The 25,823-nt window shown below is 33.8% G+C and carries 27 protein-coding genes; 8 read left to right on the forward strand and 19 right to left on the reverse strand.

The window, feature by feature from the left end; all coding sequences use genetic code 11:
• Window positions 1-56: 56 nt before the first annotated feature.
• Complete coding sequence (locus tag J0383_RS00980; RefSeq protein WP_207298633.1) at window positions 57-329, reverse strand: hypothetical protein; 273 nt, start codon at window positions 327-329, stop codon at window positions 57-59.
• 366 nt (window positions 330-695) lie between these two features.
• On the opposite strand from J0383_RS00980, the gene J0383_RS00985 reads away from it, so the two are divergent.
• Together J0383_RS00985 and J0383_RS00990 are read left to right on the forward strand one after the other, a co-directional pair.
• The gene (locus J0383_RS00985; RefSeq protein WP_207296593.1) at window positions 696-1,817 is read left to right on the forward strand and encodes a hypothetical protein; all 1,122 of its coding nucleotides are present in this window, start codon (window positions 696-698) and stop codon (window positions 1,815-1,817) included.
• Window positions 1,818-1,827: 10 nt separating this feature from the next.
• Window positions 1,828-2,601: a porin family protein gene (locus tag J0383_RS00990; protein WP_207296594.1), complete on the forward strand. Its 774-nt coding sequence runs from the start codon at window positions 1,828-1,830 to the stop codon at window positions 2,599-2,601.
• 2 nt (window positions 2,602-2,603) lie between these two features.
• On the opposite strand, the gene J0383_RS00995 is transcribed toward J0383_RS00990, so the two are convergent.
• From J0383_RS00995 to J0383_RS01015, 5 genes are all read right to left on the reverse strand, one after another.
• Window positions 2,604-3,185, reverse strand: a complete 582-nt coding sequence (locus J0383_RS00995; protein WP_207296595.1) for a chemotaxis protein CheB — start codon at window positions 3,183-3,185, stop codon at window positions 2,604-2,606.
• Window positions 3,167-3,976 (reverse strand): CheR family methyltransferase, encoded by an 810-nt coding sequence (locus tag J0383_RS01000; RefSeq protein WP_207296596.1) that lies wholly within the window; start codon window positions 3,974-3,976, stop codon window positions 3,167-3,169. Before J0383_RS01000 ends, J0383_RS00995 begins: the two co-directional genes overlap by 19 nt.
• Before the next feature lie 7 nt (window positions 3,977-3,983).
• Complete coding sequence (locus tag J0383_RS01005; protein WP_207296597.1) at window positions 3,984-4,349, reverse strand: response regulator; 366 nt, start codon at window positions 4,347-4,349, stop codon at window positions 3,984-3,986.
• 99 nt (window positions 4,350-4,448) lie between these two features.
• Entirely contained in the window at window positions 4,449-8,024 is a 3,576-nt protein-coding gene (locus J0383_RS01010; RefSeq protein ID WP_207296598.1) for a response regulator, read from the reverse strand.
• 18 nt (window positions 8,025-8,042) lie between these two features.
• Window positions 8,043-9,257, reverse strand: a complete 1,215-nt coding sequence (locus tag J0383_RS01015; protein ID WP_207296599.1) for a hybrid sensor histidine kinase/response regulator — start codon at window positions 9,255-9,257, stop codon at window positions 8,043-8,045.
• 347 nt (window positions 9,258-9,604) lie between these two features.
• Here J0383_RS01015 and J0383_RS01020 point away from each other — a divergent pair, with 347 nt between their 5' ends.
• Entirely contained in the window at window positions 9,605-10,453 is an 849-nt protein-coding gene (locus J0383_RS01020) for an SDR family oxidoreductase (RefSeq protein ID WP_207296600.1), read from the forward strand.
• A gap of 130 nt (window positions 10,454-10,583) precedes the next feature.
• Complete coding sequence (locus J0383_RS01025; RefSeq protein ID WP_207296601.1) at window positions 10,584-10,847, forward strand: SemiSWEET family sugar transporter; 264 nt, start codon at window positions 10,584-10,586, stop codon at window positions 10,845-10,847.
• Window positions 10,848-11,022: 175 nt separating this feature from the next.
• On the opposite strand, the gene J0383_RS01030 is transcribed toward J0383_RS01025, so the two are convergent.
• Window positions 11,023-11,841: a hypothetical protein gene (locus J0383_RS01030; protein ID WP_207296602.1), complete on the reverse strand. Its 819-nt coding sequence runs from the start codon at window positions 11,839-11,841 to the stop codon at window positions 11,023-11,025.
• A gap of 362 nt (window positions 11,842-12,203) precedes the next feature.
• A complete protein-coding gene (locus J0383_RS01035) occupies window positions 12,204-12,542 on the reverse strand; it encodes a hypothetical protein (protein WP_207296603.1) in 339 nt (112 codons plus the stop codon).
• A gap of 221 nt (window positions 12,543-12,763) precedes the next feature.
• Between J0383_RS01035 and J0383_RS01040 the strand changes: the two genes are divergently transcribed.
• Window positions 12,764-15,574, forward strand: a complete 2,811-nt coding sequence (locus tag J0383_RS01040; protein WP_207296604.1) for a PAS domain-containing sensor histidine kinase — start codon at window positions 12,764-12,766, stop codon at window positions 15,572-15,574.
• 60 nt (window positions 15,575-15,634) lie between these two features.
• On the opposite strand, the gene J0383_RS01045 is transcribed toward J0383_RS01040, so the two are convergent.
• Entirely contained in the window at window positions 15,635-16,063 is a 429-nt protein-coding gene (locus J0383_RS01045) for a response regulator (protein ID WP_207296605.1), read from the reverse strand.
• A gap of 226 nt (window positions 16,064-16,289) precedes the next feature.
• On the opposite strand from J0383_RS01045, the gene J0383_RS01050 reads away from it, so the two are divergent.
• Window positions 16,290-16,793 carry a pyridoxamine 5'-phosphate oxidase family protein gene (locus tag J0383_RS01050; protein WP_207296606.1) on the forward strand — a complete coding sequence of 168 codons (504 nt, stop codon included), beginning with the start codon at window positions 16,290-16,292 and terminating at the stop codon, window positions 16,791-16,793.
• Between the two features lie 175 nt (window positions 16,794-16,968).
• On the opposite strand, the gene J0383_RS01055 is transcribed toward J0383_RS01050, so the two are convergent.
• The 3 genes from J0383_RS01055 to J0383_RS01065 all read right to left on the reverse strand — a co-directional run bounded on the left by J0383_RS01055 (window position 16,969) and on the right by J0383_RS01065 (window position 19,058).
• Entirely contained in the window at window positions 16,969-17,682 is a 714-nt protein-coding gene (locus J0383_RS01055) for a DUF72 domain-containing protein (protein WP_207296607.1), read from the reverse strand.
• Window positions 17,679-18,413, reverse strand: coding sequence for a DNA-formamidopyrimidine glycosylase family protein (locus J0383_RS01060; protein WP_207296608.1), 735 nt, complete (start codon window positions 18,411-18,413; stop codon window positions 17,679-17,681). Before J0383_RS01060 ends, J0383_RS01055 begins: the two co-directional genes overlap by 4 nt.
• Before the next feature lie 72 nt (window positions 18,414-18,485).
• The gene (locus J0383_RS01065) at window positions 18,486-19,058 is read right to left on the reverse strand and encodes a YciE/YciF ferroxidase family protein (RefSeq protein ID WP_207296609.1); all 573 of its coding nucleotides are present in this window, start codon (window positions 19,056-19,058) and stop codon (window positions 18,486-18,488) included.
• A gap of 188 nt (window positions 19,059-19,246) precedes the next feature.
• Here J0383_RS01065 and J0383_RS01070 point away from each other — a divergent pair, with 188 nt between their 5' ends.
• Window positions 19,247-19,813: a hypothetical protein gene (locus J0383_RS01070; protein WP_207296610.1), complete on the forward strand. Its 567-nt coding sequence runs from the start codon at window positions 19,247-19,249 to the stop codon at window positions 19,811-19,813.
• A 42-nt stretch (window positions 19,814-19,855) separates the two neighbouring features.
• Here J0383_RS01070 and J0383_RS01075 read toward each other — a convergent pair whose 3' ends face one another.
• The 6 genes from J0383_RS01075 to J0383_RS01100 form a co-directional block, all read right to left on the reverse strand.
• Window positions 19,856-20,503, reverse strand: coding sequence for a DUF5661 family protein (locus J0383_RS01075; protein ID WP_207296611.1), 648 nt, complete (start codon window positions 20,501-20,503; stop codon window positions 19,856-19,858).
• A gap of 86 nt (window positions 20,504-20,589) precedes the next feature.
• Window positions 20,590-20,751: a DUF1328 family protein gene (locus J0383_RS01080; RefSeq protein ID WP_035644678.1), complete on the reverse strand. Its 162-nt coding sequence runs from the start codon at window positions 20,749-20,751 to the stop codon at window positions 20,590-20,592.
• A 78-nt stretch (window positions 20,752-20,829) separates the two neighbouring features.
• Window positions 20,830-21,915: a DNA topoisomerase IB gene (locus J0383_RS01085; protein ID WP_207296612.1), complete on the reverse strand. Its 1,086-nt coding sequence runs from the start codon at window positions 21,913-21,915 to the stop codon at window positions 20,830-20,832.
• A gap of 20 nt (window positions 21,916-21,935) precedes the next feature.
• On the reverse strand, window positions 21,936-22,175 hold the full coding sequence (locus J0383_RS01090; protein WP_207296613.1) for a DUF7218 family protein: 240 nt from the start codon (window positions 22,173-22,175) through the stop codon (window positions 21,936-21,938).
• A gap of 227 nt (window positions 22,176-22,402) precedes the next feature.
• The gene (locus J0383_RS01095) at window positions 22,403-23,041 is read right to left on the reverse strand and encodes a hypothetical protein (RefSeq protein WP_207296614.1); all 639 of its coding nucleotides are present in this window, start codon (window positions 23,039-23,041) and stop codon (window positions 22,403-22,405) included.
• A 97-nt stretch (window positions 23,042-23,138) separates the two neighbouring features.
• Window positions 23,139-24,008: an XAC2610-related protein gene (locus tag J0383_RS01100; RefSeq protein ID WP_207296615.1), complete on the reverse strand. Its 870-nt coding sequence runs from the start codon at window positions 24,006-24,008 to the stop codon at window positions 23,139-23,141.
• A gap of 462 nt (window positions 24,009-24,470) precedes the next feature.
• Between J0383_RS01100 and J0383_RS01105 the strand changes: the two genes are divergently transcribed.
• A complete protein-coding gene (locus J0383_RS01105; RefSeq protein WP_207296616.1) occupies window positions 24,471-25,058 on the forward strand; it encodes a DUF4142 domain-containing protein in 588 nt (195 codons plus the stop codon).
• Window positions 25,059-25,165: 107 nt separating this feature from the next.
• Here J0383_RS01105 and J0383_RS01110 read toward each other — a convergent pair whose 3' ends face one another.
• Entirely contained in the window at window positions 25,166-25,582 is a 417-nt protein-coding gene (locus tag J0383_RS01110; protein ID WP_207296617.1) for a cupin domain-containing protein, read from the reverse strand.
• Window positions 25,583-25,823 lie beyond the last annotated feature (241 nt).

Genomic DNA, 25,823 nt, shown 5'->3' on the forward strand with positions numbered 1-25,823 from the left:
TGGAAAGTCCACAACTCTCTCGCCCGTTTTCGATCTTTATCGAACAGGCTAAATCATTATACTATTTGAGGGGGCTGCCAAATACTTCCGTAGAAATTGGAAATAAAAACAGAATTGTAATTGGGTAACGAAATTGAAATTTGATTGTATGTTTTAGGAAATTCAAAACTTAAAGGAGTTTGATAACTTAAAACCTGCGCTCCGCAACAATTGCACACACAAAATGGAGAACATAAATCACTGGTTTTATCATGCGAGTGATTGTCTTCTGAAGCAAACTGAGCGGTTTTATGCATAGCGCTGTTTACTTCCATATCTGCACAAGGCATATTGGAAAGTGCCAATAGGTAAATTGATAATATGATTGTTATCCATTTCACAATAACAAAAATACTACATATTCTTTTACAAAATAGAAATCGACAATAAAATGATTTTTCTTAAAAGAGGACATTATCAAATAAAACTACCTGATTTTCTTTTTGTTATATTTTTAGTTTCTGAAAAAAAATCTTAAATGTTAAGATTTTTTACTTAACTTTAACACTAATAAACTCATTATTTCTTCAGTTTTAATTTTAAAATCAAATTTTTATACACCTGTAAAACAAGAATAAGCCGACATTCCCTCAGAAAAATTAGTACACATTTATTTTACGCAGTCCGATTAATTAATTTTAAAAACACTCAGACAAATGAAATGTAAACCACTAATATCAGCCTTTTTATTCTTATACAGTTTTCAAATCTCAGCACAAGTCTACACCGAGAAGATTGTGGGAGAAAAAAATAAGCAGCTCAAAGACAGTCTCAAAGTTGCCGATTATCCTTACGCACTTCCCATTTGGGGCGAAAAAGTGGCCAAAAAAGGATATAAACTTCCCTACTCTGCTGGTCTTTCGTTAAATTATTTCTGGCAGGATTCTGAAATTGTAATCAGTAATCTGCAGGTGGGCTTCAACAATGGTCCTATGCATAATTTAGACGAAATTGTTCGTTTTGATAAATCTTCTGTTGAGGCGGGAGCCCTTACTATCCGACCAGATATCTGGCTGCTGCCTTTTTTAAATATTTATGGTGTTTTTGGAAAGTCGAATCCATCTACTAAAATTAATGCAGGAATCTATATTCCTGATGCTGATAATAATTGGTCTGAAATTGCCAATTTCAGCACAAAAGCTAATTTCAGCGCCACTACATTTGGTCTTGGTATGACCCCTACTATAGGAATTGGCGGCGGATGGCTTGCACTTGATATGAATATGGCCTGGACAGATGTTGATGCTTTAGATAAACCAGCGTTTTCGTATGTATTTGGTCCAAGATTAGGAAAAACCTTCAAACTCCGTAAACCAGATCAAAATGTTGCTTTATGGGTTGGTGGTTTTAGAGTTCATATTTCGGGGAATACGAATGGAAATATCAATCTTTCTGATTTGGTGGATTTATCTACTGCTCAGGCAAAAGTAGATAATGGTCTGGCGAAAGTTTCTGAAAACCAGCAAAAAGTCGATACTTGGTGGGACGGATTAACGCCCGCAGAACAAAAAAATCCCGCCAATGTTGCGAAACACAATACGGCCAACCGTGCTTTGGAAAGTGCTGGAAATTTTCTGTCTACTTTAGATGGTGCTTTAAGTACTGCTAATTCTTCATCGGTACAATATTCGCTTCAAAAACGCCCGAAAGACATGTGGAATTTTATTGTTGGATCGCAATATCAGTTTAACAAACATCTTATGTTCAGGGTTGAAGCTGGTTTTCTTGGAACACGTACTCAGGCTTTAGGCGGTATACAATATCGATTTGGATTATAAATTTTGAAAGATGAAAAAAGGTCTACTCGTTTTGATTTTTCTGTTTGGTTTGAATCAAGCCCAATCGCAGGTTTTGATTTCTTTGATCTTTGGAGATAAATTGAATTCGCCTTTTTTAGAATTCGGACTGGAAGGCGGTGTTAATTTCTCTGATATTTATGATATGGAAAGTTCCGGCAGTAATCCAGGATTTAATCTTGGTTTTTATTTTGACATTCGTTCTAAACAAGATCCTGCCTGGATGATTAATACGGGTGTTATTGTAAAATCGCCAATGGGAGCACGTCATATTCCGATGTATTCTTTAGATAATACGAATTTGGACAATACGTTTGCCGGAGGAACTGTCAACAGAGAAATTCGGTATTTTAATGTTCCTATTTTAATCAAGCATCAGTTTAAAAGCGGTGTTTTTGTAAAAGCAGGTCCTCAAGTTGGACTTCTTGCGAGGGCTTTTGATGAATTTAAAGTCGAAGTTGACAAAGATGATGTGGTGTACAAGAAAAACATCCGAGATCAAATTCGTGTTATTGATGCCGGAGTTGCTTTTGGAACTGGATATCATATGAATGTGGGCAACGGATTAAACATTACGGTTCAATATTATTACGGATTGGTTCCGGTAATGAAAGGCGATGGACCAAATGTATACAACAGATCTTTTTATTTAACCGCTGGAATTCCTATTGGAAAAGGAAAAGCTGCACAAAGAAGAGCTGAAAAAGAGGCTGGATTAAACAAAACCATTCTCCCAGAAGATGAAGATCTGAAGCCTAAAAACTGATTTTAGTGATTGATAGAATTCAGGAGATTCAATATTTCATTGTTGTTTAGAATAAAATCAGGTGTTGTAAACAAAATGGCGTTATTGGGCATAAAAGGCATGTCTGCCACAAGGGGATTCTGGACTATAATTTTTCCTCCGTTTGCCTGAATCGCCTTTAAACCTTCTGTACCATCGGTATTTGATCCTGAAAATAAAATTCCAACTAAACTGCTGCCATATATTTCCGCAGCCGATTCAAACGAAACGTCGATACTTGGACGACTGTAGTTTATTTTCTCTGAAATATCAAGCGCCATTGTTTCATCTTTTTCAAATAATAAATGATAATTTGAGGGCGCTATATAGACAAAACCTGCAATAAGCAGTGTTTTGTCTTCTATTGGTTTTACAGCCACTTTAGATTTTAAAATAAGTAATTCTTCTAAAGTCTGGTCGTCTGTACTTTTGCGGTGCAGAACGATTACAATGGCAAAATCGTTTAATTTTTTTAACCCTGGTAAAATCTGCATTAAGGCATTTAAACTTCCTGCAGATCCTCCTATTATAACTAATCTGCAGTTTTTTATTTTATTTTCCTCCATATTTTCTCTTTTTCAAATTGTTTGTATTTGGCTGGAGAAATAGAATACTTTATGGTTTCTTTTGTGCCTAAGGCCAAAAACCCTAAAACAGCTAAACTTTCATCAAACAAATTAATAACCCTTTTTTGAAGGTCATTATCAAAATAAATTAAAACATTACGGCATAAGATCATATCAAATTCATTAAACGATGTATCTGATACTAAATTGTGCTGCGAAAAGACCATTTTTTCGGCCAGTTCTTCATTAAATTTTGCAATACCATAATTGGCGGTGTAATAGGAAGAGAAGTCTTCCTGACCGCCTGCATCGCGATAGTTTTGTGAATATTCCTTCATCATTCTGAGCGGGAAGATTCCTTTTTTGGCGGTTTCTAAAACCGTTGCATTAATATCGGTTGCATAAATTATGGATTTATGCAGTAATCCTGCTTCTTTAAGCATTATGGCCATCGAATAGACTTCTTCGCCTGTCGAACAGCCAGCATGCCATAATCGTATAAAAGGCTTGGTTCCTAATAGCGGTAAAATTTCATTTCTGAGAATGGCATAAAATGATGGATCGCGAAACATTTCGGTTACATTAACCGTAATTTCGTCAATCATTTTTTTATAATATTCTTGGTCAGAACGAACTTTTGACAGGAATTCATGAAAATGGGTAAATCCATCTAAATGATAAACTCTGTTTACACGCCTTTTGAGTGAAGCTCTGGAATAACTTCCAAAATCAAAACCGTAATATTCGTAAACCTCATTAATAAGCGTTTCAAGCTCAATATCCTCAATCATAGTGTATTTAAATTTTACTTAAAATAAGCAGTAATTTATCAACATCAACCGGTTTGGAGATGTATTCATCAGCTCCGGCTTCCAGGCATTTTTCTTTATCGCCTGCCATGGCCTGAGCCGTTACTGCAACTACCATTGTTGATTCTCTTGAAGGAATTTCTTTTATTAACGGAATGGCTTCGTAACCATCCATTTCGGGCATCATCATATCTAACAATACAGCATCGATCTGTTCATTAGAATTCAATATTTTAAGGGCTTCTTCAGCACTTATACAAGACAAACAATCGTACGATTTTACACGTAAGGTGTTTTCTAAGGCGAAGATGTTTCTGGAATCATCATCTACAATTAAAATCTTCTTTTTTTCCATAATGAGACTTATTAATTTAGTCTTATTTTGCCACAGATTAACGGATTAAAATCGCGATAACCTGTGGCTATTTTTTACTATCTATTGTTTGTTTCTGTACTATACTTTGTCATACAGCCACACTCGCAACAACGATAATAACTGGTCAACATCTACTGGTTTGGTAATATAATCTGAAGCTCCTGCTTTAATACATTTTTCCCTGTCTCCGGTCATTGCTTTTGCGGTTACGGCAATTAACGGTAAGTTTAAAAATTTAGGATTAGCTCTGATTTTCTCAGCTGTTTCATATCCGTCCATATTAGGCATCATCATATCGAGCAGAACAATATCAGTATCTTCATTATCATTTAAAACTTTAATGGCTTCTTTTCCATCAAAAGCGGTAATGATATTCATTTTAAATACTTCTAAAGCTTTGGTTAGCGAATAAATATTACGAACATCATCATCAACAATCAATACTTTTTTCTCAAAAAGAATGTTGTTTAACAGATTCAGTTTTTTATGTCCGTCTATTTTATCTTTTCCTTCTTTTTTATTTTCAACTAAGTGCAGGAACAGAGAAACCTCATCTAACATTCTTTGGTACGAATGAGCAGTTTTTACAATAATAGAATCGGCATATTTTTTAATTTTCACTTCTTCTTTCAAGGATAAACTTTTTCCTGTAAAGACAATTACGGGAAGGTTTTCAAGTCCTGGACTTTTCTTAACGCCATCGAGAATCTGGTACGCATGTTTATCTGGAATTCCCATATCGAGAATTACACAGTCAACATCTGTTTTGTTTAGAGATTCCAGACCTTCTGAAACTTCACTTCTAATTTCAGAGTTAATATTATACGTTTCTAAGAAGAAAGCCAGCGCTTTTGCGTGTTTTGGGTTGTCTTCTATAATCAGTACTTTTTGTGCCTCTTTATTAATAATGTGTTCGATTCGTAAAAACACATCTGGAATTTTATCGAAAGCCACTGGTTTGTCTAAGAAATCTACAGCTCCTTTTAGCAAACTTTCCTGTTTCAATTTGTGTGATGACATAATGTGAACCGGAATATGTTTGGTTTCAGCATTATTTTTAAGTTCTTCCAATACTTCCCAACCACTTTTTACAGGAAGTTCGATATCGAGTAAAACACCAACAGGTTTGTACAATAGGGCAAAATTTAAAGCGTGGTCACCTCGCACGGCAACAATTCCTTTATATCCTTTCTTTTGTGTAAATGCCAAAAGTGATTTGGCGAAATTAATATCGTCTTCTACAATTAAAATAACTTTGTCGCCTGCTTTTACTACATTTCGGTCATCTTCAATTTCATCAGGAATTATAGCGCTTATGTATTTTTTAGTTTCTTTTACTTCTGGTTCTTTTTCAGGTTCTACTTCTGTAAAATCTGTTGGAGGAATTTTTTCATAGTTGGCTTTTGCCAGTGCCGTTCCATAAACCGGCAGACATAATGTAAATGTACTTCCTTCATTTACTTTACTATGCAGTTCGATTTCTCCTTTAAGAAGTTTTGCTAATTCCCTGCTGATTGAAAGTCCTAATCCCGTTCCTCCGTATTTACGTTTGGTTGAACCATCGGCTTGCTGGAAAGCTTCGAAAACCAGCGGTTGTTTTTCCAGCGGGATTCCGATTCCGGTATCTTTTACAATGAAACAAATAATTTTATCATCGTCAGAATTTACTTTTATTTCCAAAGAAACTTTTCCTTTTTCGGTAAATTTAATAGCATTCGAAATCAGGTTTTTGAGAATCTGTTCCAAACGCATTTTGTCTGTTTTAATAACAATTGGCGCTTCTTTCGTAATGATTTCAAATTCAATTCCTTTTTCTTTGGCAACAAGATTGAATAAGTTCCAGAGTGTTTCTGTAATTTCTTTGGTCGAAACATCCAAGTATTCCAGTTCCATTTTACCGGCTTCGATTTTAGATAAATCTAAAATTTCATCAATTAAGCCCAATAAACTGTTTCCTGAACTTTGAATCACTTTGGCAAATTCAATTTCTTCGTTGTTCATGCTTTGGTTGTTATTTTCAGATAACAATCGGCTTAAAAGTAAGATAGAATTTAAAGGTGTTCTTAATTCGTGCGACATATTCGCCAAAAACTCTGATTTATAACGCGTTGTCAATTCCAAAGCTTCTGATTTTTTCTGGATTTCGTTGTTTTTTTCTTCCAGTAAAACGCTTCTTTCAGACAATTCTTCATTCGTTTGCTCCAGTTCTTCCTGTTGTACGCGTAATTCTTCTTCAGAAGCTTGTAATTTTTCGGTCTGCGCTTCTAATTCTGCATTTATAGCTTCAAGTTCACTGTGTTGTATTTTAAGTTCTTCAGATTGTGATTTGGTTTCTTCAAGAAGTTCCATAACACGTTTTCTATTTTGAGTAGATCTAATAGCGATTCCAATATTGTTGGATACTGTTTGTAAAAACTCTAAATGAAGATCTGAAAATCCGTAAATGCTAGCCAATTCAACCGCACCTTCAATTCTATTATCTAATAATGGAAATGCAACAATATGAGTTGGTTTTACCTGACCCAAAGCATAATTGATCTGAATATCGTCTGAAGTCAGTGTTTTTAATTCTAATAATTTTGCAGAACTAATGGCCTGCCCAATTAAACCGTCGCCTTTTTTAATACGTTCTCTGGTTTTGCTTGGTATATAACTGTAACCTCCTGCTGCTAAAAGTTCATCGCCATCCAGTACATATAAAATTCCCGCACTGCTGTTAGTATAATTGCACAAAAATTCAATAACATCTTTGGAAAGCTTTTGAAGTGTTTTATCGCCCAGCATGGCATTGTTGAGTTCTGCAACTCCTTTTTGAAGCCATTCTTTCTGCGAAAGCAGTTCGAAAGAGCTTTTTAGTGAAACTCCCATCGTGTTGAGTGATTCTGCCACACTTCCAAGAGCATCCGATTTTGTATCGTCTATACGTATATCGTAGTTTCCTTTTGAAATATTAAGTGCAATTGAACTTATTGCTTCAATTCTCTGAGCTGTTTCTATATCTTTTTTCTCTAGTTCGTGCTGTAAAACGACTCTTTCGTTATAGTCCTTTAAGATTCTGGTTAAGAATATTATCGAAATAAAAAAAGCTATAAAAAATGCTACAGCAATTAAAACCAAACTGTATGTTCCGTAACGCTCTGAATTGGCATTTCGTTCTGAAAGAAGATTTTGTTCGGTAGCTTCAATTCTTTTAATAATGACACGCATTTCGTTCATCATTCTTCGGCCTTCATTCAAATCAAAGATCAATGTTTCTTTGCTTAATCTTTTTTTAACAATTTGGTTATTAAGATATTTAAAGAATCCGGAACGCATATCTCTAAGTTCCTCCAGTAGTTTTTGCTGTGCAGGATTATCTGAAGTAAGTTCTTCAAGTTTGTCAAAATACGTTTCGGTTTTAGCCTGAGATTCTGTAAATCTATCCGCAAATTGCTCATCGCCAGTCAATAAATATCCCCGCATGCTGGTTTGCGCCTCGGTAATGATTGAAGAACCTTCATTTAAATTATAAATAACATCTTGGGTGTGATTGACCCAGAAGTTACTATCTAATAAACTTTTAATACTGATATACGAAGCGATCGAACTAATCGTAAGCACCAGCAGTGAAACTAATGAACTAATCAGAAGGTTTCTTTTAAAATTATTATTCATAATTGGTTAAGTAAATTTTTATTCATATTTTAATGGGAGAACGATAATAAAGCTGGCGCCTTTGCCAACCTCGCTTTTGGCTGTTATTAACCCGTTGTGTTTTTCAATGATTTTTTTAGCGATGGCAAGTCCAATTCCGGTTCCTTCGTAAGTCTGGCGGTCGTTAAGACTTTGAAAAATAACAAAAATGCGGTCGAGATAGATTTCATCAAAACCAATTCCGTTGTCTTTTACAATAATTCTGCAATATTTCCCTTCCGGGGAAGTGGGACTGTCAAACGATTTGTCGAGTATTAACTCTGAAGTAATTTCAATTATTGGAGGTTCGTCTGCACCAGAAAATTTTAACGCGTTTCCTATCAAATTCTGAAAAACTTGTCGCAACTGACTCGGAATACTATCAATCGTAGGAAGTTCTGTAGTTTTTACAATTGCATTTTTTCTTTCGATTAAATAATCAAAATCCGAAAGCACTTCCTGTAAAACGATATTTAAATCTGTAACTTCGGGTTTTACCTGCGCCGAAAGTCTGGAATACGCCAGAAGATCCGTTATCAGCGTCTGCATTCTTTCTGCCGATTTGATGGTTCGGTTTACATAATCAACTCCTTTTGCATCTGCGGTAAGATAAAGGTCTTTGATTATTTTAATAAAAATTTGAATTTTCCGAATGGGTTCATTTAAATCATGAGAAACTACCCAGGCAAATTGCTGAAGCTCGTGATTTTTTAATTCTAGTTCTTCATTTTTTAAAACCAGTTCTTTGGTTCTTTCTGCAATTTTGATTTCAAGATTGTCTTGTGCTTCTTTTCTAATTTTAATTTCTTTAGAAAGCAGATCTTTTATCCCTTTTAATTCATTTTGCTGTTCGTAAATTTTAATAAAGGTTTTTACTTTCAGCATCAGTAAATCGGTATCAACGGGTTTGGTGATGTATTCGACCGCTCCGGTTTCGTAACCTTTGAAAATATATTTTTTCTCAATATTTAAAGCCGAAAGAAAAATTACAGGAATATCCTTTGTTCTTTTATTACCCGAAAGAATTTTAACCACTTCAAAACCGTCTAATCCTGGCATCTGCACATCCATGATAATAAGACAATAGTTTGTCTTTAAAATCTTTTTCAGAGCTTCTTCTCCCGATTCGGCAGTATCTACATCTATGTTATGCAGTTCTAATGTTTTCTTTAGGGCAATAATATTGGCCTTTATATCATCTACAATTAATACCATTTTTTGGTTTTGGGATAATTTTTTAATGAATAAATATCTCTCCTTTTTTTATTAATTTTTTATTAAAAAATGTCGGACAAACTTTCAAATTTATAAAAAAAAGGTAGAGACGCTTTTTAACGAAAAGCAAAATTTATTACATAATTCCCATGTCATGCCTTAAAATTAGGTGGAATGAATGAAAGTCAGCTCATTGTAAAATCTGGGTTTTACAACTTTGTTAACAAAACATAGCCTTTTTCTTTCTTTTCGTTTTATTGAGCTAATCTTAAATTTATTCCGGCTCCTTTTTCTATAAGACTTATCTTAATTTTAATAATCCATTAAATGCTAAAAATTGAAATGTCATGGAAAAAAGAAAGACATTTCCGGAACAGAAACAAGAACTTCCGGGAAACGAATATAAAATGAATCCAGAACCAGAAATTATTCGTGAGAATTATGCTGGAAGCGGTAAACTTTTTGGCAAAACAGCTTTTATAACCGGAGGCGACAGCGGAATTGGGCGTAGTGTTGCAGTTCATTTTGCCCGTGAAGGTGCTAATATTGCCATTGTATATTTTAAAGAAGATAAAGATGCCCGCGATACCAAAGAAATGGTTGAAAAAGAAGGACAGCAATGTTTGATAATAAGCGGCGATTTGAAAGATGAGAAATTCTGTAAAAGCGCCATAAAAAAATGTATTACTACTTTTAAAACCATAAACATTCTGGTAAACAATGCCGCCATGCATGTCCCACAGAATGATCTTGAGAAAATAACTGCAACGCAATTGCACAAAACATTTGAAACCAATATTTACCCGTTTTTTTATATCACCAAAGCGGCACTTCCTTATTTAAATGAAGGAGATGCGATTATCAATACAAGTTCTGTAACTGCATTTAGAGGCAGTGAACATCTAGCTGATTATGCCAGTACAAAAGGTGCTATTGTAAGTTTTACAAGATCATTATCGTCGATGTTATCCAAAAGAAAGATTCGTGTAAATGGTGTGGCTCCTGGTCCTATCTGGACGCCATTGATTGTTGCCAGCTTTGATAAAATTTCTGAATTTGGAAAAGACAATCCAATGGGAAGAGCCGGACAACCTTCTGAAGTTGCTCCTGCGTACGTATTTCTGGCCTGCGAAGACAGCAGTTACATTACAGGACAGTTTATTCATGTAAACGGCGGCGAATTGGTTGGCGGTTAATTTTGATTTGCCACACAGACACAGACACATACAATTTCATTTAAACATTTATGTTTCACAGAGTCGCAAAGTAAATTATAAACTAAAAAACTTAGCCTCTTAGAACCCCAGAACCTTAGCAACTTTAAAAATGAATTACATAGACATCATCGGTTTATTTGCTGGAACATGCATAACACTATCAACAATTCCACAGATTTTAAAAGTTTGGAGAACTAAAAAAGTGAAAGATATTTCGCTTAAAACATTTAGTATCCTGACATTTGGAATTTTGGTTTGGATCATTTATGGTATTTTGAAAAATGATCTTCCAATTATTATTACCAATAGTGTTTCACTCTGTTTAAATCTGCTGATGATTTATTTTATTATTTATTACGAGAAAGAGTCTTGAGTAAGGTTCTGAGATACTGAGGTTCTGAGATACTGAGGTTCTAAGATGCTAAGATTGAACTGATTTGGCTAAGACTTCGGTTACTGATCTTCATATTCAAACTTTAAACAATAAAAAAAACAGCTTCTTTAGGAAAAGCTGTTTTTTTCGTAATAGTAGTTATATATTGTGCTTCTTAGCTAGCTAATTTTTGATTGTATGGTTTTAATGTCCAGTGGTATTTTGATTTCAATAATTTTGGCAGATTACGTCCGGCATATCCTGCTGCAGCTACTACTTCTGCAAAATTCATTGTTGACAATTTTTTAATTTCATCGATTTGTCTTCTTGCGATATTGATTACAGGCGTAAAGGTTTTCAAATAATTAAAACTGTGCTGTTCAATTTCCATTTCGACAATGTTGTTCAAAATGTTTTTTCTTAACAAAGTTCCTTTGTTTCCTTTATTGGGTACGGCATTATATTCCTGAAGCTTTTCATTTATTTTTGGATTTCCTTTCCCCACATAAATGTAGTTTCCTGAATCGTTAGTAAATCTTTGTCTGATTTGAGAAACCAGTTCTGTATTTTTACTTTCCATGGTTGGCATTCCCAATAAAGTAAATTGAATACGTTTGTGGCTTTCAAAATACAAAACACTATTAATTACAGATGAGTTATTTAAAACTGCCGACTGATTTTTGCTTAACATTTTTCTGTCGCCGTTTGCTCCAAAACTATGGCTTACGTTTCCGTTTTCACAATACACAAAAAACACAGGAGAATTATGATTTGATTCAATGCTTAAACTTACTTCTTGATGAAATTCAAGATCAAAATGCATAAAAAGCACTTTGTCATCAAAGCGAGTTCCTTTAATAGAACCTTTTGTCCATTTTGACTGAATATCCAATTTGTATTCATTACTCCTAGTGGTAAGCGTACCGCTGAAGTTTTCTTTAAGATCGTTAAAGACAGCATCAAATCCGCCTGTATTTATGTAAAGTTTTTTCATTTTGCTTCGAGTTTTTAAAAAGTGTTACTTCTTATTTTGTATACAAAATCAACATTGGTTTTATCCTCATTTTGTATAAGTCAAATTTCGTACTTCTTGCAAACCAAAACCTTATACAATTTCAATCAGAAATTTCATAATTTTTATTTGGTGAGGAATAGAGGTTTAAAGCCGCAAAGGTTCAGAGTTTTTTATTCGTTCGTTTATTGTGAATAATCAAAAAAGGCTCAAAAGCCATTAAACAACCTTTGAACCTTTGAACCTTTGCAACTCTGTAACCTAATAAAAAGGAAAAACAGCTGCTCCAGATAAATCTGAAACAACTGCTCCTCAGCAAAATAAAAATACTTATCTATTTTATTTTAAGTAAGTTCATTAATGTCTGCATTTTTTGAATAATTTTTCTTTGGTATATCTTTAAAGAATTCGGCTTCCTCTAGGTCTGCTGTTGGGCCATATCCTAATAAATGTGTTCCCTTCTGCTGATCTTTAGTTTCAATTACGTATAAAATTGACATATCATCAGGATTGCTCATGCCTTCATATCGATGATGGGCTACGATATAGATTTCATCAGGTTTATACCTATATTTTGTTTCAGAATCTATCAGGCATCCATCTTCAAATAAGTAATTTCCAGTATACCCTTCATCTTGATATTTCTTTATATAATCTGTTTCGTGTTTTTGTTCTTTCTTCATGATTCGGTTGCTTTTAGTAGGTTAGAATCTTTGTTTATTCAAAGTTCTTTATATGAGCTTTATAAAATTAACTCAATAGATTTAAATGTTACCTCATTCAAAAAAGGCTGAGAATACAAAATTTATTTTTTATTAATTTTAATCTTCGGTTGAAAACTTCACTTACAAGTCCTATATTTATTACAAATTTCAGTTTCAATCAGAAAGAAAAACAAATTTTAATGAACAATACTAATCACGATTTCTTAGCTAAAGGAGGCGAAATGGGTGAATTAACCCGTGCCAAAAATTGGAGCGAAACTTCTGTTGGGCCAGTCGAAAGCTGGTCACAAAGTCTTCGCACCACGCTGGGAATTCTTCTAAATTCAAAGTTCCCTATGTTTCTATTCTGGGGACCTGAACATACTTGTTTTTACAACGATGCTTACCGCCCAAGTCTGGGAAAAGATGGTAAACACCCCGATATATTAGGAAAAAATGGCGCTCAATGCTGGCCGGAAATTTGGGATTTTATTGGACCGCTTATTCAAAATGTAATGGATACCGGCGAACCCAACTGGCACGAAGACCAATTAGTACCCATTTATAGAAATGGAATATTAGAAGATGTTTACTGGACATTCAGTTACAGTCCCGTAATTAACGACGATGGAAAAATTAACGGGGTTTTGGTCGTTTGTACCGAAACAACAGACAAGGTAACTATTCGAAAAAATTTAGAAGAAAGCGAAAAAAAATTCAAAAACATTGTAAAACAGGTTCCGCTGGGCATTGTAATCTTGAAAGGAGAAGATTTGGTTGTTGAAATGGCCAATGAAACCTACTATCAAATTGTAGACAAAACCGAAGAAGAAACCCTTTACAAACCTTTATTTGATTCTGTTCCCGAAACCAAAAATATTGTTTATCCACTGCTTTCTAAAGTCTATCATGAAGGAACGCCATACTTTTCAAACGAACTGTTAGTGACTTTAAACCGCTTTGGACAATATGAAGACTGCTATTTTAATCTGGCTTTTCATCCGCTTCGAAATGAAAATGCTATCGAAGGCGTTATGGTAGTAGCTTATGAGGTTACAGAACCTGTAAAAGCAAAACATTTTTTAACCGAAAGCGAAAAAGCGTTTAGGAATCTTGTCCTGCAGTCTCCTATTGCTATGACCATTTTTAAAGGAAAAGAATATATCATTGAACTCGCAAATAAAACCATGCTAAATGATATTTGGCAGAAAAAGAAAAGCGAAGTAATTGGCAAACCTGCTTTAGAAGTGTTTCCGGAGCTTTTAAATCAAAAATATCCGCAGCTGCTAGACAAAGTATTATCTGAAGGTAAAATCATTCAGGAAAACGAAGCTTTAGCCTATATTGATATTCGAGGAAAATTAAAAAAATATTATCTGGATTATCAATACACCCCTTTGTTCGAGCAAAATGGGGAAATTTCAGGCATTATGATTACGGTTACAGATGTTACCAATAAGGTTTTGGATCGAAAAAAAGTAGAAGAAGCCGAAGAAAGATCCCGTTTAGCCTCAGAAGTTGCCGATATTGTTACGTGGGATTTGAATATTCCAACCCAAGAATTGATTTATTCGGAAAATCTGCCGGCTCTTTTTGGTTTTAAAAAAGGCCAGCGATTATCTCGTCCGCAGATTCTTGAGCACATATATTTAGAAGATCTCGCTGTAATTGAAAAAGCTTATGAAGAGGCATTAAAAACGCATATTTACAAATACGAAGCACGTGTTATAAAAGACGATGGAACTCCAACATGGATCAGGGTGCATGGCAGAATATTCTTTGATGAAATGAAGAATCCTGTCAAAATGCTGGGAACTGTAATTGATATTACCGATGAAAAAATCAGTCAGGAGATTTTAAAGAAAAGCGAAGAAAAATTCCGCCTTCTGGCTGATTCGATGCCTCAGTTTGTATGGACAAGTGATGCTATGGGAAATCTGAATTATTTCAGCCAATCACTTTATGATTTCTGCGGACATACCAAAGCAGATATTGAAAAGAATGGCTGGCTGCAAATTGTACATCCTGATGACCGCGAGGAAAATATTAACCGCTGGATGGAATCGATAAAAACTGGAAATGAGTTTATGTTTGAGCATAGATTCCGTCGTTATGATGGTCAATACCGATGGCAATTCAGCAGGGCAATGCCGCAAAAAGATGCTGAAGGAATCATTCAAATGTGGGTAGGTACAAGCTCTGATATTCAGAATCAAAGAGATTTTACAAATCAGCTTGAAAGACAAGTTCATGATCGTACTGAAGAACTAGAACAGAAGAACAAGGATTTGATTGATATGAATATAGAACTGCAGTCATTTGCATATATTTCGAGTCATGACTTACAGGAACCTCTGCGTAAAATTCAAACCTTCGCAAGTCGTCTGGCTGAACTAGATGACAAGAATATTTCAGAAAAAGCCAAATCATATCTGGAACGCATCGAAGTTTCTGCCAAAAGAATGCAGACGCTTATTCAAGACCTTCTTACCTATTCTAGAACCAATTCGGCCGAAAGAGTTTTTGCAAAAACCAATCTGGATGAAATTGTCGAAGAAGTGATTATGGATTTCTCTGAAAGAATCGAAGAAAAAAATGCCATAATCGACCATCATCCTTTAGGAGAAGGTACTGTTATGCCTTTTCAATTCAGACAATTAATGCATAATTTAATTGGAAATGCCTTGAAATTTTCAAGGAAAGATGTTCCGCCGAGGGTTGAAATAAAAGCGCGAAGAGTTTTGGGTAAAAAACTGGGTTTTAAAGTTCAGTATCCCGAAAAAATATATTTCTGTCTGCGTATTTCCGATAACGGGATTGGGTTTGATGATGAATACAAAGAACGCATTTTTGAGGTCTTCCAGCGTTTAAACACTGAAAGTGAATTCTCAGGTACCGGAATTGGACTTGCGATCGTAAAAAAGATTGTAGAAAACCACAAAGGCATTATTAAAGCGCACAGCGAAAAAGGCCAAGGTGCTACTTTTAAGATCTTTCTGCCAGAATTATAAAAAAAACACCAGATTTATTTTCAGCAATAAATCTGGTGTTTTTTCTACAATTTCGTGTAGTTATGTTTTATATACAAAAGTTCTGCTGTCTGGAATAAATTCTTTCCAGTTTATGGCGATAGCATATTCTATCGACTTTATAATATCCTTCATTAAAACGGGTTTGGTAATAAAATAATTCGCACCTAGCGCTAGACATTTTGCTATTATTCCGGGTTCGTTTGAGGTTGAAAAAATAACCACTGGTATGTCTTTATTTTCTTCTGAACCTTTGAGTTCGTGCAACACATCGAAACCATTTTTTCCAGGCATATTCAAATCTAAAAAGATCAAATTAGGCCTGGGCGAATAATTAACGGCATTTAAAAGTTTTTCCCCTCCCGAATAGGTTTGTAGATCAACCTGCTGCGACAACAATTCGACCGCATCTGAAAAAATGCTTAAATCATCCTCATCATCATCTGTGTAGAATATTGTTAATTTTTTCATGAAATAGTGGGTTTAAACTTGTTTTTCTGTAAAGATAGTCTAAAACAGCGCTCAAACAATACATTTTGTTTAAAAATTCTGACAAACCCATAAATTGAAATCTAATAATTTCTAATTATAATTCTATAATTCATTTTATTTTAAAAATGCAAACTTTGTAAAAGAAGATTTTCAAACCTATAGAAATCAAATATTTATATCACAATATTTTTAAAAAGATAAAGTCATGGGAGATCATAAAGACCTTACAGAAGAATTAGCAGTCAGCAAAGTAAAAGAACTGGCTGAAAAAATTAAAATATGCATGTTTTGTACCTACAATAACGAAAACAAACTGCAGTCTAGACCAATGTCTATCCAAGAAGTTGACGAACTGGGACAATTATGGTTTTTATCTGACCGAAATAGTGGTCAAAATGCTGAAATTACCATGAATCCTCAGGTAGAATTATTTTTTGCTGAGCCACACGACAAGTTTTTAACGCTACACGGAACGGCTTCGATTTCATACGATAGAGCAACAATTGAGAAATTATACGACCCTATTGTAAAAGTCTGGATGCCAGGCGGAATAGATGACCCAAATTTGAGCGTAATCAAAGTAATTCCAGAAGATGGTTATTACTGGAACAACAAACACGGAAAAATGGTTGCCATTGCAAAAATGACCGCTGCCTTTGTAACCGGACACACTATGGATGACGGAATTGAAGGAAATTTAAAATTATAATACTTACCACTTTTTGTAACCGCAAAATCAGCAATGGTTTACGCATGGTGCGCTGGGATTTTTCTAGGTGCTGTGCGGTCATTTCGCTGTTGATTCTGCGGTTATTTTTTTTATTAACCGCAAAAGAACACTAAGTTTTACGCAATGTTCGCTACGTTTTTATTTAAACTCTACGTTAAATCATTAACTTCTTCATCTCCAATGCATTCAGAATTCCAGCTTCGCTTGCAGTATTATTAAAATACAAAAATCCTGATTTTAAACAAATTGCATTTTTTATTTGAAGTAATTCTTTAGATGAATAACTAGAGTAAAACAGCTTTGGGGTTCCATGTAAACGAATATAAATTAACGGAAATTGTGTGAAAATTGTTTGTGGTAAGTTCGGATAACTTACACTGCAGAAGGTAATGCCGTTTTTTAAGAAAATCTCCCAGACTTCCTCATTCCACCAGCTTTCATGGCGGAATTCAATTACATTCTTAAATTTTAAGTCTAGGTTTTGCACGATAGTATGCAATCGTTCTGGCGTAAAAGTATAACTTGGCGGAAATTGAAATAATACACATCCCAGTTTTTCTTTTAAGCTCAATTCGCATACTTGATAAAATTCCGAAAGCAGGTTTTTGCAATCCATAAATTTCTTGATATGGGTAATTTCTTTGGGCGCTTTTACCGAAAAAATAAAATTTTCAGGCGCTTTATTATACCAATTTTCAAATATTCGAATGGTCGGAAACTTATAAAAGCTTCCGTTGAACTCATAGGTGTTAAAGTACTGGTAATAAAACTGAAACATATCCTTACCTGCCATGTTGTCAGGATAGAAAATTCCCTTCCAATAGCGATTATTATAGCTGGAACATCCTATTAAAATTTTATTTTTCATATGTGAAGCTGCTGACAGTTGGTACAGAAAAAACTACGTCGCTTTTTCTTCCCTGTCTGTTTTTTAATGAGTGGTAATTGGCATCGTTTACACTCTTTTTTGGTATGAGCGAGCCAGTGTTTTTTAAGTTCGTTTTTCTTTTTCCAGTATAAAAATTCAAAACTGTAAATCGAACATTCGGCTATAATTTCATCTAACTTTTCGGGCGGGATTTTACCAACTAAAGATTCAGGATGCACATAACATCTGTACAAAACTTCGTTTTTGATAATATTTCCTACTCCAGAAAAAATATTCTGATCTAAAATAGCATCGCAAATCATTTCTTTTGGAATCTTTTCAAGGCTTAGTTTTGCTTTTTTGGGATTCCAATTTTCGTTTAAAACATCCTCACTCCAGTCATAATATTGATTAATAGGACCCTCCAGAATCTTAACGGAACAAGTATAAAAATTAATTTCACCACTAGAAAAGCCTAAATGCAACCTTGGTGCAATATTGTTTTTTTGCTCGTTAATTCGGTAAGTCCCAAACATTAGAAGATGGATTTTTACAGTAAAATCTTCAAAACAAATCAGAAAATGTTTTCCCCAGGTTTTAAATGATAGGATTTTTTTATCTTTCAAACGTTCTAATTCTATCGAACTGTTTCCAGAAACTTCAATTACTTTTTTACCTGCAAACTGCTGTACTTCTTCTTTTAATATCAATATTGATGGACCTTCGGGCATAGTTTTTTATTTTAATTTTTAAATGAAAAAAGTGCAGCTTCAAACTGCACTTTTTCCGGGATTTATTTTTCTTTACTCTGCTTCTGCAGCCTCAAGGTTTACGGCATTTACAGCAACTTCGGTCAATAATTTGTCAGCTCCTTTTTCTTCGTCAAGAGTTTGTTCCAATAAAGTAGCCACATCTTCTAATCCAAGTGTTTCAGCAAATTGTCGCAATGTTCCATAAGTAGCAATTTCGTAATGTTCGATTTTTTGGCTGGCCGCAATAATTCCGGCATCTCGCACTACTCCAATTTCAGTTTCTTCTAGAATACCTTTTCCTTCTTCAATTAAACCTTCCATGGCATCACATTTTTTTGCAGTTGGTTTTTTCCCAATAATTTCAAAAACCTTTTCTAAACGGGTTACGTGTTCTTCAGTTTCAGTTAAATGATTGTTGATGGCATCAATTAATTCTTCTGAAGTCGCATTTTTAGCCATAGTCGGCAATGCTTTTGTCAATGCTTTTTCTGCCCAATAAATATCTTTTAGGCTTTCTTCAAATAATTCGGTTAAACCTGCCGCAGCATTTGATTTTGGTTTTGTAACTCCTCTTTTTACCGTTTGTTTCGGTGTGGTTTCTTTTTTACTATCAGTAGTTTTCATGGTAATAATTTTTATGATTAATATTCTCAAAATTACTTCTATAACAAACCGAAACCGTTATAGGATTTGTCAATTAAATTGCATTCTAAACATCTGTTAATTATAGAATTACATGAAATAATTCTATAAGAGAAACCGTAATTTTCAGAAGTAGATTTGTAAGTATATAAACATTAAAACTAAACGTCATGAATACTACCGATAATAAAAACAGAACTTTTATTAGAGATCCGAAAAATCCAGATACTGATAGAAACACCAATATGAATGAGGAACTTTATGATATTAATGACATGAAGGAAACCGATAGTAACGAAGAAGCCATTAATCGCGGTTATACAGTACGAAATGGCCATAATCCGAACAAACCTAACCCTGAAGAGGATTCCGTGCGTTATGAAGATGATTTGGATGATTTAAGTGATGATTTTCATTCTGAAAAAGATCTTGAAGACAATGATAATGATATTTACGAAGTTGAACTTGAAGATGAAAACGACTTAGATGATGAAGATGAATATATCGAAGAAGACCTTGACGAGGATTTAGATAATGACGAATTTGACAATCCTTCTGACACCTTTGCCAATGATTTTAATGAAACTGAAGATGCCTTAGAAGACATCGATGATGAAGAGGAAGACGAAGATTACGAGGAAGAAGAAATCGAGGAAGAGGAAGAAAACAACGATTATGTCGAAGATGATGTTCAGGAAGAAGAGGATTATCCTGATAATGATCCTAGAAAATTCTAAAATAAAAAAACCGTTAATTGCTTAACGGTTTTTTTATTGTTTTTAGTCTCCAATAATACTTAATGCTGGAATGTCGTCCATTTTTTTCAAACGTTCTGCCAAGCCTGCCCTCGCCTTTTGCAATTCGATTTCGGCTCGACCTAATTCTTTGTACCAGTCTTCATTTCCGGTTGGCGAATTTTCAAGCTTTCGAACAATTTCATAAATTTCTCCTTCTGCTTCCATTACTTTCAAACGTTTGTAATAAGTAAGGCTTTCTGTCATATGTGCCAAGGCAATCATTGCCGTCAAAAACGGATGATTGTTGGTAACATTCACATCTTTTATTTTTCCATGTTCCAATTCAACTTTTAAGGCAAAAGCAAATTCTTCCATATTAAAAGCCCTGTGTCTGCTATCTGGATTTAAATACGCTTTTATGGCTTCGACATTATTCATTGTCGAAAGATCAACATCAGTTTCTCTAGAATCCAGTAAATCTTTGTAAACCACATTGGCAATTGCTGTGTCTTCTGCAGTTGTGGGATCATTTTCAGGATTTTCAAAATCTCTAACTGACCAATCCCAATTATCTGGATGAACGGGTTTTATGTACTTTTCACAAAAATCTGTAACATCCTCTTTTAAGCTTACCATAACCTCATCTCTTTTGACATAAATATCTTGATAAGCGCCACTTTTTGTTCCCATAATTTTGTAATTTTTTAAAATATAAACGACACATTTACCGAGATAGATGTGTCGTTTAATTTGTTTTTATGTATTGATTTTCTGTGTTATACGCTTCTTCTTCCACTGATAAGTGAAATAATAAATAACACTAAGAAAATAAAGAATAAAATTTTTGCTATACTAGCGGCTCCGGCAGCAATTCCACCAAAACCAAATATTCCTGCAATAATTGCCAGAATAATAAATATGACTGTCCAACGTAACATAATAAATGATTTTTAATTAAATAATGATTTTGTTTGCTCATTTCATGCTTTTAAAGAGATGCATGAACTCTTATATATTTAAACCAAACTGATTTGATAATTCTGAATTAGTTCTGCAAAAGCACTTTCGCTTGGCGAAAAATACTTTTTGGTACTTCGGCTTCTTTTTACTTTATCGAAATACTGCTGAATGGAACCATCTTCATAAGTTGTAACCAATAAAGGGTGTACATAATAATTCTTGCAGACATTTCGAGTATTTCCGAGTGCTTCAGCTGTGGCGTCGTAAGCGGTTAGAATGTTCTTTTTGATTTCTTTTTCGTCTGATGTAGTTCCTAACTCCATCAGATTTTCAAAAAAGACAATCGATGCAGCCCAGGTTCTAAAATCTTTGGCGCTGAAATATTCTCCTGAAATTTCATGAAGATATACATTGACCATGTGGCTGTCGAGTACTTTTCGCTCGCCGTTTGCATCGTAATATTTAAAAACTTCCCAGCCTGGAATTTCTTCACAGCGGCTCACCAGTTTGATTAATTGTTTATTTCGTGTGGTAATCGTATGCTGTTTTCCTTTTTTACCAATAAACTCAAATCGAAGTGTGTTTTTATTGATATTGATATGACGTTTACGAAGTGTTGATAGTCCGTACGATTTGTTGCTTTTTGCATACTTTTCGTTTCCGATTCTGATATGCGTTTCTTCCATTAATCGGATAACAAGCGCTATAACCTTGTTTTTAGTCCATTCCTTTTGTTCTAAATCCAAATCGACTTGTTTCCTTATTGAAGGCAGTTTTTGTCCAAATTCGGCGATTTTATAAAATTTAGTTTGATTGCGGATTAAATTCCATTTTGGATGATAACGGTATTGTTTTCTGTTTTTAACATCAAGTCCAACTGCTTGTAAATGACCGTTTGCCAAATCTGAAATCCTTACATTCTCCCATGCTGGAGGCAATACTAAACTGTTGAAACGTTTCAATTCACTTTTCTGTTTAATACATCGTCCGTTTTTTTTGTAGACAAAACCATCTTCACTTTTACATCTTTCGATGGGTAAGTTTTGATTGTTTACATAAACTAATTCCAGTTTTTTAAGCACCAAATGTGGTGTTTTAATAAGCTGTTGCGCTAGTTTATCATGAGATAGTTTTGCCTGCATGGTATTATACAATTTAAATTCTAATTTTTTCGTAACGATTCTATAAGTCCCTTTTTGTTCATGTAAGAACGTCCTTTTATACCTACTTTGCTAGCTTGTTTTAAAAGTTCGTCTTTTGTCCATTCTTCATAAGGCTTCGCTTTTCCGCCTTTCTTTCCAGCATCTGGAGTATTAGCAATACGAGCTGATTTCTCTTTGCTGTATCCTTTTTTTACCAATGCTTCATATTGTTCCTCATTCTTGATTCTTGGATCTGGCATGACATATTAATTTAGTTTGACATTCAGAAATCTTGATATACCAAAATTCCTCAAAAAGAAGGATTTTCCTGTTATAGAATTTTGCTTATAACTTTCATAGTTTTTAGTTGGCGGTTTTAGCAGTTCACAGTCTATAGTTTGAAAACTGAAAACCAGACTGAGACTGTAAAATAAAAAATCCCGACTCGTAAGGAATCGGGATTTTTTAAATCAATTGAGTTATTTAACTATTCTGTATAAGAGATTTGAATTGAATCATCTTTTTTTGAAGCATCCCAATAAACAAAAGGTTCAGCTTTTTTAATTCCTGCAAGATCCTTTTCAAAATTATTCTGATAAGTGACCAAAGTTTTAACATCTTTATCAGACATTTTAACAGCATTTTCATTGAAAACTATATTTCCAACATATAAGATTTCTCCTTTGTTTACTTTAAAAGGGATTAAAAAACCATTTACATTGTCAGTTCTTTGAAGAAGTGCAATACCACTGTTTGTAAAAAGTCTAATATTTGATATTGCATATTCACCTTCTGGTTTTTCAACTGCAAAAAGATAAGTAAGACCATTGTCTAAATCTCCTTTGTGTCTCATTCTTGTAATTTGTGCTGGAGAAAAATGCACTTCTTTTGAATATTTTCTAGCAATTTTAGGATCAGTTGATTTATAACTTATCAGTAAAAAATATCCATTAAACTTCGCTTTTTCTTCTGGAAAGGTAATTGATCCGAAAATCAGCCCATTGTCTGTTTTCTTGGGATTATAAGTCATTTTCTGAGCTGTCAATGTTGATACCATACAAAATGAAATAAAAACCGATAAGAATAAAATACGAGTGAAAAATTTAATTTTTGAAGTAGTTTTCATAAAGTGATTTGTTTTTGATGCTTCGAAAATATAAAATATTATCATATAAATACAATCCACTTCGTTGAAGAAACAAACTTACTTTTTTATCAAAAATTTAATCGCATTTCACCTTTTTAAGACCGCCTTTCTTTTGGTCGTATTCAAGACAGGTTTTCTTCACCAAAATCATTTTATTATTGGCTACTTTATATTCAGCATCCATTTGACTTGCGCCTGCACAGCATTGGCTATGCTCGTAAATCCTTCTTGTCTTACTGTCAAATTCTAAAGAACTGCCGCTAAAACTGCTTTCGAAATATTTTCCTGTTTGAGGATTATATAAAAAATACAAGCTTGTGCTATCTGGCCCAGCCGTACCGCCTTCGTAAACTGAAAAATCAAGAATTCCATCAAAATTATAATCATCAATACTGATATTGTTTGTTCCTAAAAGCTGGCATTCAACATTAAATTTCTGGATTAATTTGTCGGTCTTTTTTTCGATGATTTTAACCGCTGTTACTTTTGCTTCGAAATCGTCTTTGCTTTTAGAGAGAACCACTTTGAAATATTTATCTTTAAACGAAACGGATTGTAAAATTTCTTTTCCGCTCCAATCTATTTTTTTATCATCTTGAAGATCAAAAACTCTATTTAAGATGATTTTTAATTCTTTACCCAAATTGTCTTTCCATGTTCCGCTTAATTGGTTGCTTTTTGCATTGTAATTTTGAAGGATGAATTTGGCACTTTGTTTTCCATTTTTATCTTTTTCGATTAATGTCAACGTTTTTCCGCTTAGTTTGGCATCCAAAGCAATTGGTGTATCAAAATTAGAATACATATAAACGGCGCTTCCTACTCCATCAGAATAAACATCGGTAACCAACTCTATTGGATATTTATCAATAAAGCCTGTGTAACTTATTTGGGCTGATGCGAGAGTTGTTGTAAGGAAAGTAAATAGTAGTGTTATGCTTTTCATTAATACTTGTAAATAGGTTTATTTCTTTTTTTCTTTTTGCGGATAATTTCTTGTTCATCTTCGCTTCTCCTTCTTTCCCTCTCTTCCATATCTTTTTTATACAATACATATGACATTCCAGACAAAGCCAACATTACAAAAAGAAATAACAAATGTATCGTTTCCATTCAATGTTCCCCCAAGATGCACCTCTTTTAGAATAGGTCATTCCTGAAAAAGATATGTCTAAAACATTCATTATTTAATCCAACTGTTATTAAAATTAAACATGCAAATAAGCATAATTTGTAAAAGTCTTTGAGTATGGTTTGGAGTTTCAAAATTGAATTACGAAAATAGCTTTTTGAGATTAATTCTGAGAAAAAGTCAGATACAAATCATATAACAATCTATAATAATCCTGTAAGATATTCTTACAGCTTCTAAATAATTTTACACTTATAACATTAAACTATTACAATCATGAAAAAGATATTATTAGCCGGTAAAGCGATTTTAGGAGCAGGACTTATTATTATATTCCTAAATTCTTGTAAAAATGAAACGAAACAAGAAGATCCAAAAGAAGTAGCAGAAGATGCTAATGAGGCTAAATTTGACACTATTGACAGTAAAGAAGATGACTCTGAATTCTTGGTAGATCAGGCTGAAATTAATTTAGCTGAAATCGAAATCGGGAAATTAGCACAGCAGAAAGGTACAGATCCTGAAGTGAAAAAGTTTGGTAAAATGCTTGTTGATGAGCATACAAAATCAGCTTCGGAAGTAAGTGCTTTAGCAAAAGCTAAAAACTTTACTTTACCAACTTCATTAACCGAAGAAGGTCAAGATGAGTATAAAAAATTAAATGAAAAATCAGGTACAGATTTTGACAAAAAATTCGCCGATATGATGATCGACGGACATGAAAAAGCGATTAACAAACTTGAAAAAGCTTCAAAAGATGCAACAGATCAAGATGTAAGAACTTGGGCTTCTAACAATATCGCCAATTTAACAGCGCATTTAGAACATGCTAAACTGTTGAAACAAAATTTGGACAAAAAGTAAAATAAATTTAATTGGTTATTATTTATTTGTAAGAAACCCCTCAAGAGTTGAATTGCTTGAGGGGTTTCGTTTTTATATACTTTAAGAGTTATTACTAAATTTGCAGCTTAGAATCGTAAAGCTTCTAGATTCTGTAAATACTCCTCATCGGTTACACTTTCAAGCCAAGTTCCATGACCTTTGTTTACTTCTGTAACAATAGTGATATGTGAGTATTTTGTTTTTGGTGTTGCCCCATACCAATGTTCAATTCCAGGCAGAACGGTAATTACTTTTCCTTTTTCAATAAGATTAATCTGTCCTCCTCTTTCCTGATAATAGCCAACTCCATCAGTAACAATAATTAACTGAAGACTTGCATTAATGTGCCAGTTGCTTCTAGAGCCCGGTTCAAAGGAAACTTCTTTAATTACAGTATTTTCAGGATGAATATTACTGGTCTGCTTTTTATATGACACTTCACCTGTCATATAAGTGTTTGGAATTCTTCCTTCTTCGGTCACGGCGGTGTTATGTGTCGACATAATTTGTAGTTTTTAAGGTTAATAATTTATTTATAAGCTTTTTGTAATTTTTTTCGATATAATAATCAGAACGTCGAATCTCTTTTAGTAAAGGGATTTCTATTTAATTGATTCTTAAAATGATCTCTATTTTTTCTGTAAACAGAATTTAAAACCAAACTATAAAGCTGAACATCGCTTTTGTGAAGTTGTTGTTTAGTCTTTTAAAAACTGATACAAGGAATTTTATTGTTTATTTCGG

Source organism: Flavobacterium endoglycinae (assembly GCF_017352115.1).
Classification (GTDB): domain Bacteria; phylum Bacteroidota; class Bacteroidia; order Flavobacteriales; family Flavobacteriaceae; genus Flavobacterium; species Flavobacterium endoglycinae.

Excerpts from the sequence above, each read along its gene's own strand:
- J0383_RS01035 (WP_207296603.1), bottom strand. The coding sequence starts at position 12,542 with ATGAAGAAAGAACAAAAACACGAAACAGATTATATAAAGAAATATCAA.
- J0383_RS01110 (WP_207296617.1), bottom strand. The coding sequence starts at position 25,582 with ATGTCGACACATAACACCGCCGTGACCGAAGAAGGAAGAATTCCAAAC.
- J0383_RS01070 (WP_207296610.1), top strand. The coding sequence starts at position 19,247 with ATGAATACTACCGATAATAAAAACAGAACTTTTATTAGAGATCCGAAA.
- J0383_RS01060 (WP_207296608.1), bottom strand. The coding sequence starts at position 18,413 with ATGCCCGAAGGTCCATCAATATTGATATTAAAAGAAGAAGTACAGCAG.
- J0383_RS01045 (WP_207296605.1), bottom strand. The coding sequence starts at position 16,063 with ATGAAAAAATTAACAATATTCTACACAGATGATGATGAGGATGATTTA.
- J0383_RS01005 (WP_207296597.1), bottom strand. The coding sequence starts at position 4,349 with ATGGAAAAAAAGAAGATTTTAATTGTAGATGATGATTCCAGAAACATC.
- J0383_RS01090 (WP_207296613.1), bottom strand. The coding sequence starts at position 22,175 with ATGCCAGATCCAAGAATCAAGAATGAGGAACAATATGAAGCATTGGTA.
- J0383_RS01010 (WP_207296598.1), bottom strand. The coding sequence starts at position 8,024 with ATGAATAATAATTTTAAAAGAAACCTTCTGATTAGTTCATTAGTTTCA.
- J0383_RS00985 (WP_207296593.1), top strand. The coding sequence starts at position 696 with ATGAAATGTAAACCACTAATATCAGCCTTTTTATTCTTATACAGTTTT.
- J0383_RS01065 (WP_207296609.1), bottom strand. The coding sequence starts at position 19,058 with ATGAAAACTACTGATAGTAAAAAAGAAACCACACCGAAACAAACGGTA.
- J0383_RS01100 (WP_207296615.1), bottom strand. The coding sequence starts at position 24,008 with ATGAAAAGCATAACACTACTATTTACTTTCCTTACAACAACTCTCGCA.
- J0383_RS01105 (WP_207296616.1), top strand. The coding sequence starts at position 24,471 with ATGAAAAAGATATTATTAGCCGGTAAAGCGATTTTAGGAGCAGGACTT.
- J0383_RS01095 (WP_207296614.1), bottom strand. The coding sequence starts at position 23,041 with ATGAAAACTACTTCAAAAATTAAATTTTTCACTCGTATTTTATTCTTA.
- J0383_RS01080 (WP_035644678.1), bottom strand. The coding sequence starts at position 20,751 with ATGTTACGTTGGACAGTCATATTTATTATTCTGGCAATTATTGCAGGA.
- J0383_RS01050 (WP_207296606.1), top strand. The coding sequence starts at position 16,290 with ATGGGAGATCATAAAGACCTTACAGAAGAATTAGCAGTCAGCAAAGTA.
- J0383_RS00995 (WP_207296595.1), bottom strand. The coding sequence starts at position 3,185 with ATGGAGGAAAATAAAATAAAAAACTGCAGATTAGTTATAATAGGAGGA.
- J0383_RS01030 (WP_207296602.1), bottom strand. The coding sequence starts at position 11,841 with ATGAAAAAACTTTACATAAATACAGGCGGATTTGATGCTGTCTTTAAC.
- J0383_RS01015 (WP_207296599.1), bottom strand. The coding sequence starts at position 9,257 with ATGGTATTAATTGTAGATGATATAAAGGCCAATATTATTGCCCTAAAG.
- J0383_RS01025 (WP_207296601.1), top strand. The coding sequence starts at position 10,584 with ATGAATTACATAGACATCATCGGTTTATTTGCTGGAACATGCATAACA.
- J0383_RS01000 (WP_207296596.1), bottom strand. The coding sequence starts at position 3,976 with ATGATTGAGGATATTGAGCTTGAAACGCTTATTAATGAGGTTTACGAA.
- J0383_RS01085 (WP_207296612.1), bottom strand. The coding sequence starts at position 21,915 with ATGCAGGCAAAACTATCTCATGATAAACTAGCGCAACAGCTTATTAAA.
- J0383_RS00980 (WP_207298633.1), bottom strand. The coding sequence starts at position 329 with ATGCCTTGTGCAGATATGGAAGTAAACAGCGCTATGCATAAAACCGCT.
- J0383_RS01055 (WP_207296607.1), bottom strand. The coding sequence starts at position 17,682 with ATGAAAAATAAAATTTTAATAGGATGTTCCAGCTATAATAATCGCTAT.
- J0383_RS01040 (WP_207296604.1), top strand. The coding sequence starts at position 12,764 with ATGAACAATACTAATCACGATTTCTTAGCTAAAGGAGGCGAAATGGGT.
- J0383_RS01075 (WP_207296611.1), bottom strand. The coding sequence starts at position 20,503 with ATGGGAACAAAAAGTGGCGCTTATCAAGATATTTATGTCAAAAGAGAT.
- J0383_RS00990 (WP_207296594.1), top strand. The coding sequence starts at position 1,828 with ATGAAAAAAGGTCTACTCGTTTTGATTTTTCTGTTTGGTTTGAATCAA.
- J0383_RS01020 (WP_207296600.1), top strand. The coding sequence starts at position 9,605 with ATGGAAAAAAGAAAGACATTTCCGGAACAGAAACAAGAACTTCCGGGA.